This is a genomic window from Streptomyces sp. NPDC005181 (assembly GCF_040608395.1).
Taxonomy (GTDB): Bacteria; Actinomycetota; Actinomycetes; order Streptomycetales; family Streptomycetaceae; genus Streptomyces.
In genome coordinates this window covers 1-11,293 of record NZ_JBEXID010000018.1, presented here as the reverse complement: position 1 = coordinate 11,293, position 11,293 = coordinate 1, and the positions used below count along the sequence as shown (strand labels likewise).

The 11,293-nt window shown below is 68.6% G+C and carries 12 protein-coding genes and 1 rRNA gene; 3 read left to right on the top strand and 10 right to left on the bottom strand.

Going from position 1 to position 11,293, the window contains the following annotated elements:
- Positions 1–257: 257 nt before the first annotated feature.
- Complete coding sequence (locus ABZV38_RS14620) at positions 258–533, bottom strand: glutaredoxin family protein (RefSeq protein ID WP_356327160.1); 276 nt, start codon at positions 531–533, stop codon at positions 258–260.
- Between the two features lie 158 nt (positions 534–691).
- On the opposite strand from ABZV38_RS14620, the gene ABZV38_RS14615 reads away from it, so the two are divergent.
- The 3 genes from ABZV38_RS14615 to ABZV38_RS14605 all read left to right on the top strand — a co-directional run bounded on the left by ABZV38_RS14615 (position 692) and on the right by ABZV38_RS14605 (position 4,178).
- Complete coding sequence (locus ABZV38_RS14615) at positions 692–1,648, top strand: HAD-IB family hydrolase (RefSeq protein WP_356327159.1); 957 nt, start codon at positions 692–694, stop codon at positions 1,646–1,648.
- A 355-nt stretch (positions 1,649–2,003) separates the two neighbouring features.
- Positions 2,004–2,780, top strand: a complete 777-nt coding sequence (locus tag ABZV38_RS14610) for an ECF subfamily RNA polymerase sigma factor, BldN family (RefSeq protein ID WP_030928170.1) — start codon at positions 2,004–2,006, stop codon at positions 2,778–2,780.
- Positions 2,781–2,990: 210 nt separating this feature from the next.
- A complete protein-coding gene (locus ABZV38_RS14605) occupies positions 2,991–4,178 on the top strand; it encodes a DUF5667 domain-containing protein (RefSeq protein ID WP_356327158.1) in 1,188 nt (395 codons plus the stop codon).
- 74 nt (positions 4,179–4,252) lie between these two features.
- Here ABZV38_RS14605 and ABZV38_RS14600 read toward each other — a convergent pair whose 3' ends face one another.
- From ABZV38_RS14600 to rrf, 9 genes are all read right to left on the bottom strand, one after another.
- A complete protein-coding gene (locus tag ABZV38_RS14600; RefSeq protein ID WP_356327157.1) occupies positions 4,253–5,302 on the bottom strand; it encodes a lysophospholipid acyltransferase family protein in 1,050 nt (349 codons plus the stop codon).
- Positions 5,303–5,317: 15 nt separating this feature from the next.
- On the bottom strand, positions 5,318–6,412 hold the full coding sequence (locus tag ABZV38_RS14595; protein WP_356327156.1) for an NAD-dependent epimerase/dehydratase family protein: 1,095 nt from the start codon (positions 6,410–6,412) through the stop codon (positions 5,318–5,320).
- Between the two features lie 189 nt (positions 6,413–6,601).
- The gene (locus tag ABZV38_RS14590; RefSeq protein WP_003948845.1) at positions 6,602–6,700 is read right to left on the bottom strand and encodes an AURKAIP1/COX24 domain-containing protein; all 99 of its coding nucleotides are present in this window, start codon (positions 6,698–6,700) and stop codon (positions 6,602–6,604) included.
- 109 nt (positions 6,701–6,809) lie between these two features.
- Positions 6,810–7,022 (bottom strand): helix-turn-helix domain-containing protein, encoded by a 213-nt coding sequence (locus tag ABZV38_RS14585; RefSeq protein ID WP_014046653.1) that lies wholly within the window; start codon positions 7,020–7,022, stop codon positions 6,810–6,812.
- 128 nt (positions 7,023–7,150) lie between these two features.
- Positions 7,151–7,966 (bottom strand): phosphatase, encoded by an 816-nt coding sequence (locus ABZV38_RS14580; RefSeq protein WP_356327155.1) that lies wholly within the window; start codon positions 7,964–7,966, stop codon positions 7,151–7,153.
- A 142-nt stretch (positions 7,967–8,108) separates the two neighbouring features.
- Positions 8,109–9,281 carry an acetoin utilization protein AcuC gene (locus ABZV38_RS14575; RefSeq protein ID WP_356327153.1) on the bottom strand — a complete coding sequence of 391 codons (1,173 nt, stop codon included), beginning with the start codon at positions 9,279–9,281 and terminating at the stop codon, positions 8,109–8,111.
- Positions 9,250–10,461, bottom strand: a complete 1,212-nt coding sequence (locus ABZV38_RS14570; RefSeq protein WP_356327152.1) for an MFS transporter — start codon at positions 10,459–10,461, stop codon at positions 9,250–9,252. Before ABZV38_RS14570 ends, ABZV38_RS14575 begins: the two co-directional genes overlap by 32 nt.
- 41 nt (positions 10,462–10,502) lie before the next feature.
- On the bottom strand, positions 10,503–11,147 hold the full coding sequence (locus ABZV38_RS14565) for an HAD family hydrolase (RefSeq protein WP_356327151.1): 645 nt from the start codon (positions 11,145–11,147) through the stop codon (positions 10,503–10,505).
- A 72-nt stretch (positions 11,148–11,219) separates the two neighbouring features.
- Positions 11,220–11,293: ribosomal RNA gene (gene rrf, locus ABZV38_RS14560) — 5S ribosomal RNA — on the bottom strand; the annotation flags it as partial.

Sequence of the window (11,293 nt, the reverse complement as noted above, 5' to 3'; positions counted from 1 at the left end):
TGAGCGGGGCTGCAGGCGGCCATATGTTCCAAGACCGCCCCGTCGAATGCAGGCTATGTCTTTGTGAACGCGTGCACAAAGATGGTGTCCGTTTTGTCCGGTCAAAGTGACCGGGGTCACGCACATCCGTCGCGCGATCCCGGAACCTTGGATCGCATCAGCCCGTTGCAGGCCCGAAGGGGGCAAGACGGTACACACTCCTCACAACTACGCCCCCGAGATCACTCAAAACGCCCACGATGGTAACCGGGTTTCACTCAGGAAAGCAGCGCGCGGCGCAGCCTCACCGGATCCACGCGCCAGAACGTGTGCTGTTCGTTATCAATGAGGACGACCGGAATCTGCTCCCAGTACTCCCGGTGCAGCTCCTCGTCCTGGGTAATGTCCTTCTCCTCCCAGGATGTGCCGGTCTCCTCACAGACCTCCCGCACCACCAGCCTCGCATCGTCACAGAGGTGACACCCCGGCTTCCCGACCAGGGTCACCACCCGGTCCGCAGGCTTTTTCTTCGCACGACGCAGCAAGGCACTCATGCCTTCATTCTGCGCCGACCGTCCGTCCTTTCCGGAACTCATCCTGCACTGATCCGGTACGCCCCGAATCGCCCGTTTAACAATTCGGCCGCCGAGAGTTCACGCCACCGCATCCCGGCAGGTCGGGAAGGGCTCAACAGACTGGCTATGCTCACGACATGGCCGCTCTTGGATGGCTCACACCACGTAGGCGTTCCGCGACAGCACGGAGCGTGCTGGCAGGCGAGGCAGCAGCCGAGGCAGCGCGGAAGTCGTCACTCCGCGCCGAACAGCCCGCCGGACGATTCACCGACGAGACCCCCGCCACGACCGCGGAGCCGGAACCGGACTTCCCGGTCGTCGGCGACGAACGGGCCGCCGCTTTCTTCGACCTGGACAACACCGTCATGCAGGGCGCGGCGATCTTCCACTTCGGCCGCGGGCTGTACAAACGGAAGTTCTTCCAGCGCCGCGAACTGACCCGCTTCGCCTGGCAGCAGGCCTGGTTCAGACTGGCCGGCGTCGAGGACCCGGAACACATGCAGGACGCCCGCGACAGCGCCCTGTCCATCGTCAAGGGCCATCGCGTCTCCGAGCTGATGTCCATCGGCGAGGAGATCTACGACGAGTACATGGCCGACCGCATCTGGCCCGGCACCCGCGCCCTCGCCCAGGCCCACCTCGACGCCGGACAGAAGGTCTGGCTGGTCACCGCCGCCCCGGTGGAGACCGCCACGATCATCGCCCGCCGTCTCGGGCTGACCGGCGCGCTCGGCACGGTCGCCGAGTCCGTCGACGGCGTCTACACCGGCCGTCTGGTCGGCGAGCCGCTGCACGGGCCCGCGAAGGCCGAGGCGGTCCGCGCCCTGGCCGCCGCCGAGGGCCTCGACCTCGCCCGTTGCGCGGCGTACAGCGATTCGCACAACGACATCCCGATGCTGTCCCTGGTCGGCCACCCCTACGCGATCAACCCGGACACCAAGCTCCGCAAGCACGCCCGGGCCCTCGACTGGCGGCTGCGCGACTACCGCACAGGCCGCAAGGCGGCCAAGGTCGGCATCCCGGCCGCGGCCGGTGTCGGCGCCCTCGCGGGCGGCACCGCGGCCGCCGTCGCCCTGCACCGCCGCCGCCGCTGACCGCACGCGGACCTTCACCCGCGCAGGGGGCCGAGCCACGCCCGGCTCCCTGCCGCCAATCGGGACCCCCTACCCGCCGACCGCTCCCGCCAGTCGGATTGCGCGCACCCGACCACAACCCGTTGCGGCCGCAGGCAGATCACGAAGTAATCCGATCAATAACCGGTCACGATGTGCTACTTGATGCGCCCCATAGTCGCTACAGAAGCGACGGAACCGATGATTTGAGCAACTGGGTGTAGCACTGCCTGTACGAAGCGTTATTCTCCTCAGACGCATTCCGGAACCCACCACTCACTACGACGAGTGACGGTTTCGCACTGCACGTGATGGAAGCTCTGCCTCTGGGAGTCCCGTGTACCCACACGTCGGGGTTGACGCCTCGGGCCTGGCTACGCTGCGCGCAACGGTCGCCGACCGCTTGCGCGGCTTCGTCCCCACCGCGTACGCCGTACCCGCTTTTGCCACCCCTGCACCTGTCGGCCCTTGCTATGCCCTGGCCGAACGCGGTGCAGCGGTCGGAAGACGCAGCAACCGCGGCGCAACGACCACGTCCACCGTTCGTCGGCCGACCGCCGACAGCGACAGCGCGCGCATGATGGATCTCGTCGAGCGCGCACAGGCCGGTGAGGCTGACGCCTTCGGCCGTCTCTACGACCAGTACAGCGACACCGTGTACCGGTACATCTACTACCGCGTGGGCGGCAAGGCGACGGCGGAGGACCTCACCAGCGAGACCTTCCTGCGCGCCCTGCGCCGCATCTCCACGTTCACCTGGCAGGGCCGCGACTTCGGCGCCTGGCTGGTCACGATCGCCCGCAACCTGGTCGCCGACCACTTCAAGTCCAGTCGTTTCCGACTGGAAGTGACCACCGGCGAAATGCTCGACGCCAACGAGGTCGAGCGCAGCCCCGAGGACTCCGTCCTGGAGTCCCTCTCCAACGCCGCACTGCTGCAAGCCGTGCGCCGACTCAACCCCCAGCAGCAGGAGTGCGTGACGCTGCGCTTCCTGCAGGGCCTCTCGGTCGCCGAGACGGCCCGCGTGATGGGCAAGAACGAAGGCGCGATCAAAACCTTGCAGTACCGCGCCGTCCGCACGCTCGCCCGGCTCCTGCCCGACGATGCCCGCTGAGAACACGCTCTGCGACAACGTCATCACGCACTGGTCCGATCATCTTTCGTGCGTAACCCATGTGCCGCGCCACTCGTTGTGCCGGTTGCAGGCCCCCTGTCGTCACTCCATGTCCGCCGACACTCACTCTTTCGTGTGGAAGCGCTCAAGGTGTGCAACCTTCCGGACCCCCAGGGGAGTCGACCGTCATGACGAGAGGAGGTGCCGCCAGTGATCGCAAACGTTTCGGCACACCGGCGGGCGAACGCCTTCGCCCAGGCCCTGGAGGAGCAGGAGCTCCAGGGTGCGGCGGCCGTACAGCCCGAGGACCCGGCCGAACCGGCCGACCACGGAACGCTGTTGGCCCTGGCGAACGGCCTCGGTGAGCTGCCGAGGCCGAAGTTGGATCCCGAGGTCAAAGTGGTGCAGCGAGCCCAGCTCGTGGCCGCCATGGAGGCCATGTTTGCCGAGGGCGGCGCGTCCACGGGCCCTACGGTGCCCGAACAACGGAGCAGGGGAGCCCACCGGGCCTCCCCGCTCCGGAAGTTGCGCCCCCGCTCCCGCTGGACGAAGGGCCTCGCCGCCGGCGGGCTCACCGTCGGCGTGGCCGCGGGAGCCTTCGGTGGAGTGGCCGCTGCCAGTTCCGACGCCCTGCCGGGTGATTCGCTGTACGGGCTGAAGCGCGGCATGGAAGACATCCACCTCGGCATGGCCAACGGCGACGCCGACCGGGGCGAGGTCTACCTCGACCAGGCGTCGACCCGGCTGAGCGAGGCCCGCAGGCTGATGGAGCGCGGCCGCGCGGACGATCTGGACCACGAATCACTCGGCGAGATCAGGCGCACGCTCAACGGCATGACGCACGACGCCACCGAGGGCCACCGCCTGCTCCACGCCGCTTACCAGCGCGACGGAGCACTCGGGCCGATCCAGACCCTGGACTCCTTCTCCCGCTCCCACCGGGGAAGTTGGAGCACGCTGCGCGACCGTCTGCCGGTCCAGCTGACCGATGTCGGGGACGAGGTCAGCTCGGTCTTCGAGGCCATAGACGAAGAGGTCGCGCCGCTGCAGTCCCTGCTCCCCCGCACCCCGGAGCGGAGTACCGACTCCCAGGAGTCCGGCTCCTCGCAGCAGAGCGGCGACTCACCCGGCACGGACGACCCGGACCCGTCCTCCCCCGAGGCCTCGCAGGGCCAGACGGGCAGCAACGGCACCCCGGACCCGTCCGACTCCGCCGCCCCGGAGGACGGCCTGATCACAGGCGGCACGGACGGCATCCTGGACACACCGTCCCCGGGCACCACCCCGCCCACAACGGGCAGGGACAACACGCCCCCCACCCCGGATGTGACGCTGCCGCCCCTGCTCCCCGGCCTGCTCCCTGGCCTGGGCATCAACAGCGAGGACGAAGACTACTGACCGCCCGGCGGACGGGTCCCCCAAGCCCGTCCGCCGGCCGCTCAACCCCGTCCGGCGTTGGAGTGCAGCCGCCGTCAGAAGAACACCGACCTCCGCTGCACCAACAGCTTGTACAGCGTGTGCTGAATCTGCTCCCGCACCTGATCCGTCAGGTTGAACATCAGCATCGGATCCTCCGCCGCCTCCACCGGATACCCCTCCGTAGGAATCGGCTCCCCGAACTGAATCGTCCACTTCGTCGGCAACGGCAGCGCCCCCAACGGCCCCAGCCAAGGAAACGTGGGCGTGATCGGGAAGTACGGAACCCCCAGCACCCGCGCCAGCGTCTTCGCATTGCCGATCATCGGGTAGATCTCCTCCGCCCCCACGATCGAGCACGGCACAATCGGCACCCCGGCCCGCAGCGCCGTCGACACGAAACCGCCCCGCCCGAACCGCTGCAGCTTGTACCGCTCGCCGAACGGCTTCCCGATTCCCTTGAAGCCCTCCGGCATCACACCGACGACCTCGCCCTGCCTGAGCAGCCGCTCCGCGTCCTCCGCACAGGCCAGCGTGTGCCCGGCCTTCCTGGCCAGCTCGTTCACCACCGGCAGCATGAAGACCAGATCCGCGGCGAGCAGCCGCAGATGCCGGCCCGCCGGATGGTTGTCGTGCACGGCGACCTGGAGCATCAGCCCGTCCAGCGGCAACGTCCCCGAGTGGTTGGCCACGATCAGCGCCCCGCCGTCCGACGGGATGTTCTCGATGCCTCTCACCTCGACCCGGAAGTACTTCTCGTACAACGGCCGCAGCATCGACATCAGAACCTGGTCGGTGAGTTCCTTGTCGTACCCGAACTCGTCGACCTCGTACTCGCCGGTGACCCGCCGCCGAAGAAATGCGAGCCCACCCGCGATCCGCCGGTCCCAGCTGCCGCGCCGTACCTCGTCCTGCACACCCTCCACGGGCTCCCCGCCCCCCTGCACCGCCTCCTGGACCGGCGCGGCGTCCAACTGCCCGGGCAGGGCGCTGAGGGCCGCAGTGCCCACCGCGGGACCCGCTCCGGACCGCCGCCGCGCCGACCGCGGCGTGCCGCCCGACCGTGAACGGTCGTCGTCGAACGGAATGACCTTGGCATCCGCCATCGTCGGTGCGCTCCTCTATCTCGCGCTGTGGCTCGGTTGTGTGTCGTCGGCCCCGCTGATCCCCGGGGCCTCGCCGGTCCCACCGGCGAACGGCATCGCCGCCAGCCGGTCGACGGCCCTGCCGACCACCTCGGGCGGCAGCAGTCCGGGAGACTGACTCCGCGCGAACTCCGCGAACGTCTCCGCGGTGGTGAATCCAGGGTGGAAGCCCAGCGTCTCGCGCATCTGCACGGTGGAGACCACCCTGCCGTGTGTGAGCAGCCGGATCTGCTCCGGCGAGAAGTCCGTCATTCCGACGGTACGGAGCGCCTGGCCCACCCAGGTGACGGCGGGCAGCAGCAGCGGCATCGTCGGCCGCCCGAGCCGCCGTGAGCACTGCGACAGCAGCAGCACCCCGTCGCCCGCGACATTGAACGTGCCGCTGTTCAGCGTCCCGCGCCGCGGTTCGTGCGAGGCAATCCTCAGTACGTCGATGACGTCGTCCTCGTGGACGAACTGGAGCCGGGGGTCGTACCCGAACACCGTCGGCAGGACGGGCAGCGACAGATAGTCGGCGAGCGGCGAGTCCGCGTCCGGCCCCAGGATGTTCGCGAACCGCAGCACGCACACGGCGACGTCAGGCCTGCGGCGCGCGAAGCCCCGTACGTACCCCTCGACCTCCACCGCGTCCTTCGCGAAGCCCCCGCTCGGCAGGGACTTGGGCGCGGTGGTCTCGGTGAAGACCGCCGGATCGCGCGGCGCGGAGCCGTACACACCCGTACTGGACTTGATCACCAGCCGCCGGACCGTCGGCGACTTCTGGCAGGCACCGAGCAGCTGCATGGTGCCGATGACATTGGTCTCCTTGACCGTGGTGCGGCTGCCGGCCCCGAGCGCCTTGCCGCTGACATCCAGATGCACGACCGTGTCGACGGAGTGCTCGGCAAGAACTCTGGCGATCGCGGGCTGGCGGATGTCCGCGCGGACGAAGTCGGCATCACCCAATTGGTGTCCCGGCGCGATCGCGTCCACCGCGATCACCCGGTCCACCTCCGGATCACGCTGGATGCGCCGCACGAATCGGCCGCCCAGCTGCCGGGCCGCTCCCGTGACGAGCACGACCTTCCCCAAGATCAGCGCCTTCCGTCGAAGAGGTTTCCCCTGGCGGTCACCGTAGCGGGTGGATGTTGCCCTGTGATGACTGCGCGGCGGCGTTCTGCCGAGTCTTTGGCCCAAATATGTGCAAGGCCGCCCGCACAACGCACCGCAGCCCTCCCGCCGTATCGGCGGGAGGGCTGCGGCTTCACGAACTGCGTTCGCTTACTTCTTGTTGCGACGCTGAACGCGCGTGCGCTTGAGCAGCTTGCGGTGCTTCTTCTTGGCCATCCGCTTGCGCCGCTTCTTGATAACAGAGCCCACGACTACCCTCGCTCACTTCTCTTCACTGGTGCGGGGCGTCTGGGCCCACACGACCTACGTCGGCCTAGCCTACCCGCCACCGGGTGAGGGACGTAATCCGAGGCCAGCCTCAGGCCGACTCCACCCCCACAAAGGACTCGCGGAGATACTCGTGAACCGCTTGCTCCGGGACCCGGAAGGACCTGCCCACCCGGATCGCCGGCAGATGACCACTGTGCACCAAGCGGTACACGGTCATCTTCGACACCCGCATGACCGAGGCGACTTCCGCCACGGTCAGAAACTTGACCTCGTTGAGAGGCCTCTCGCTGCCAGCAGCCATGACCCACCTGTACCTTCCGCACGAGACGCGCACCGGCTTCCCCTCCGGTGACTCTTCGTCGTTGTGCGCTCACTCCCCAGATTAGGGGCGGGTGATGCGAGTGGGGAAGAGGAGGGACCATCGGCCGCCTACTGTGACAGACACGCCCGATTGAGTACATAGCGAGTGAGCGGCCGGTAGTGAGCGGACCGGACGGCATCATCAAGCGGAACGGCGACCGACACCTGCCCCTCGGCCTCGCCGACGAACAGCGCGGGATCATCCGTGTCCGCCAGTCCGATCGCCTCAATGCCCAGCTGACCTGCCCCGCAGACCCATCCATGGTCCCCGACGACCAGCTCGGGCAGCCACCCATGGGCAGCCACTGCGGCCTCCAGCGCCACCCGAACCGGCAGCGGTGAGTGGGTATGTGCGCCCGGCTCACTACCGCGGCCCCGCACGCCGGGTTCGCGCACCAGAGCGACTCCTCGTACGTAATCAAGATGGTAGGTGCGTACGCCGAACCGGGTCGTTATGTCGACACATCTCCCCTGCGCCGGGGTGAGTACGGCGCACCCGGCCGCCGACAAAGCGTCTGCCAACGCGGCGTAGAACCCGAGCAGTCGGTGCGGATGACCGGTCCCGAACAGCACCGGTGCCCGCCGGGTCGCCACATCCGACAACCGCTCGGCAAACGCGTCCAGACCAGCCAAGGTCCGTTCCGGATCGATCACATCCGGGCCCGAAACATGAGCAGGATCGTCCGAGACTCCGCACTTGTCGGCCATCAACCGAAGCAGATCGGACTCCTCCCACCCCCATTCGGGGTCGAGCCCGAGCAGCACCCGCGGATCTCTCGCCGCGAACAGCCGATAGCTCCGCAGGCTCACCTCCCGCGAGGTGGCCACGGGCCCGGCCAGCCGGGCCGCCAGCAGATGCGCACGCAGCGCTCCGGTGCTCAACACCCTGCCGATGCTCCCCCAACCACCCGGACGGGGGGACAGAAGCCCGGCTACGCCCCACAGTTGGCGTAACCATTCCTCAGTTGGCGCAACCGGTCCTCACCCCAGCCCGGAATCGGCCGCACCGTGACCGTCCCCGCCCGCTTCAGGTCAGCAGCCCTCGCAACGGGAACGCCGCCCGCCTCGTCGCGAGCACCGCCTGGTCCAGCCGGTCCGCCGGGTCGTACCCGTCCTCCCACGCCTGCCACGAAGGCGTACGCCCATCCGTCATCCGGGCCGGCCCCAGCTGCCGCGTCCGGGCATAGACCTCGTCCCGCCACGAAGCAGGAATCACCGACTCCGGGTCCACCGGCGCATGCGCGGCGATCCCCACCAGATGCGTCCAGGACCGCGGCACCACGTCGACGACCGCATATCCCCCGCCGCCCAGCGCCACCCACCGCCCGCCCTCCACATGCTCATGGGCGAGCGCGTGGCACGACTCCATGACCGACCGCTGCGCATCCAGCGACACCGCCAGATGCGCGAGCGGATCCTCGAAGTGCGTATCGGCCCCGTGCTGGGTCACCAGCACCTGCGGCCGGAAGTCCGCCAGCAGCTCCGGCACCACCGCATGGAACGCCCGCAGCCACCCTGCGTCCCCCGTACCGGCGGGCAGCGCCACATTCACCGCGGCCCCTTCCCCCGCACCGGCACCGGTCTCCTCCGGCCAGCCGGTCTGCGGAAAGAGCGTCCGCGGATGCTCGTGCAGCGACACCGTCAGAACCCGCGGGTCCTCCCAGAACGCAGCCTGCACCCCGTCACCGTGGTGCACATCCACATCGATGTACGCGACCCGCTCCGCCCCCTGCTCCAGCAGCCGGGCGATGGCCAGCGCCGGATCGTTGTAGATGCAGAACCCCGACGCACTGCCCGGCATCGCATGGTGCAGCCCGCCCGCGAAGTTCACCGCATGCGCCGTGGTCCCGCGCCACACCGCCTCGGCCGCCGCCACCGACTGCCCGGCGATCAGCGCCGACACCTCGTGCATCCCCACGAACGCCGGATCGTCCACCGTCCCGAGCCCGTAGTTCTGATCGGCCGCCCTGGGGTTCGCGGAAGCCGCGCGCACAGCCGCCACATAGTCCTCGCGGTGCACAAGCCGCAGCGTGGAGTCCCCGGCCGGCTTGGCGGCCACCACATCCACCGCGCTGTCGAGCCCGTACGCCCGCACCAGACCCATCGTCAGGGCCAGCCTGACGGGGTCCATCGGGTGACTGTTCCCGAAGTCGTATCCCGTTACTGCGTCATCCCACATCAACTGTGTGCGGCCGCTCATGCCCGCCACCGTATCGGGCAGGCTCCGGGCCGAACGACTTGGCGTACGCGAGCGTCGCGAGCACCAGCACCATCGGGACGAGCATCGCGCCCCGGTAGCTCCACGCGTCCCCCAGCGCCCCCACCAGCGGCGACCCCACCAGGAACCCCACGTAGTTGAAGACGTTCAGCCGCGCGATCGCCGTGTCGCTCGCCCCCGGGAACATCCGCCCCGCCGCCGCGAACGTCTGAGGCACGATCACACAGAGCCCCAGGCCCAGCATGGTGAACCCGAGCATCCCGGTCCATGCACCGGAAGCCACCGCCACCGCCCCGAACCCGGCCGCGGCCAGCGCACTTCCGAACCGCACGACGGCCACGGCCCCGAACCGCCGCACCCCGAAGTCCCCCACGGCCCGCCCCAGCAGCGTCGTCACCATGTAGACGTTGTACGGAAGGGTCGACAGCTGCTCCGAACTCCCCAGCACGTCCTGCAGATACTTCGCGCTCCAGTTGGAGACCGTCGAGTCCCCGATGTACGCGAAGCTCATCACCAGACAGAGAGGCATCAGCAGCTTGAACGACACCGAGCCCCCCGAAGAGGCCTCTTCCCGCTGCCCGTCGCCCTCCGTCTTCCCCTCGACACCCTCGACGTACCACCGGCTCCCGATCAACGCGGCGGGCAACAGCACGACGACCGCGGGAAGATACGAGACCAGCAGCGTCAGATCCCAGTGCGCCCCGGCCCACGCCATCGACGCCCCGGCGATCCCGCCCAGGCTGTACGCGGCGTGGAACCCGAGCATGATGCTGCGCCCGTACGCCCGCTGAAGGCTGACCCCCATCATGTTCATGGAGGCGTCGAGCGCCCCGACGGACAGCCCGAACACACCGAGCGCCACGGCCGCTTCCCACAGTTCGTCGCCGGCCCCGACACCGAGCAGCGCCAGCAGCACGACGGGCTGCGCCCACCTGAGCACGACCCGGGGCCGTACCCGCGCGACCACCTTCTCGGTGACCACGCTGCCTACGCCGGCCAGGATCGGCACGGCGGCAAGGAACACGGGCAACAGGCCGTCGGATATCCCGTACCGGTCCTGAATGGCAGGAATGCGCGTCACGAGCAGGGCAAAGGTGACCCCCTGCACGAAGAAGCTGAACGCCAAAGAGGCCCTACCGTGCCGCAACCGCGCATCCTCCATGGCCGCAGCGTAGGGCCGTGGCCTACCCATGGGTAGATGGATCAGGCGAGCATTTCCCGCAGTTGAGCCATGTCGGAGAAGTGCCCGGTCACCCCGCCGAGACGGTCGGCGGGCATCATCGACGTGAACCCGTACACATCCATCCCCGCGGCCCGGGCCGCCTCCACACCGAGCGGGCTGTCCTCGATGACGACACACCTCTCGGGCGGAACTCCCATCCGCTCAGCGGCATGGAGGAAGAGATCGGGCGCCGGCTTCCCGTTCCCCACGTCCTCCGCGCTGAAGATCCACTCCTCCTCGAACCACTGGTCGAGCCCGGTCCTGCGGTGCCCGACGCGGATCCGCTCGTGGCTCCCGGACGACGCGACGCAGTACGGCACCCCGTCGGCGACGAGCTTCCCCAGCACGTCGGCGACCCCTTCGACCGGCTGCAGCTCCTGCTGGAACGCGGCGAAGATCCGGGAGTGCAGCGTCTCGTCGAAGTCCGCAGGCAGCTTCTCCCCGGTCCTCTCCTCGACGAGGTCGTGGACCCGGTGCACGGCAGACCCCATGTAGTCACGGAGCGATTCGTCGTACGAGGTGGGGTGACCGAGCTCGGTCAGGTAGCCGGAGAGGATGGTGTTGGAGATCGGCTCACTGTCGACGAGCACACCATCGTTGTCGAAGATGACCAGTTCGTAGCGCATGGTTCGAGCCTAGACGCTCAGAACGCAGAAAAGCCCCGTGCCACAAGGGCACGGGGCTTTCCCGGAATAATTGTTCGGCGGCGTCCTACTCTCCCACAGGGTCCCCCCTGCAGTACCATCGGCGCTGAAAGGCTTAGCTTCCGGGT

Excerpts from the sequence above, each read along its gene's own strand:
- ABZV38_RS14620 (WP_356327160.1), bottom strand. The coding sequence starts at position 533 with ATGAGTGCCTTGCTGCGTCGTGCGAAGAAAAAGCCTGCGGACCGGGTG.
- ABZV38_RS14615 (WP_356327159.1), top strand. The coding sequence starts at position 692 with ATGGCCGCTCTTGGATGGCTCACACCACGTAGGCGTTCCGCGACAGCA.
- ABZV38_RS14600 (WP_356327157.1), bottom strand. The coding sequence starts at position 5,302 with ATGGCGGATGCCAAGGTCATTCCGTTCGACGACGACCGTTCACGGTCG.
- ABZV38_RS14585 (WP_014046653.1), bottom strand. The coding sequence starts at position 7,022 with ATGGCTGCTGGCAGCGAGAGGCCTCTCAACGAGGTCAAGTTTCTGACC.
- ABZV38_RS14575 (WP_356327153.1), bottom strand. The coding sequence starts at position 9,281 with ATGAGCGGCCGCACACAGTTGATGTGGGATGACGCAGTAACGGGATAC.
- ABZV38_RS14570 (WP_356327152.1), bottom strand. The coding sequence starts at position 10,461 with ATGGAGGATGCGCGGTTGCGGCACGGTAGGGCCTCTTTGGCGTTCAGC.
- ABZV38_RS14565 (WP_356327151.1), bottom strand. The coding sequence starts at position 11,147 with ATGCGCTACGAACTGGTCATCTTCGACAACGATGGTGTGCTCGTCGAC.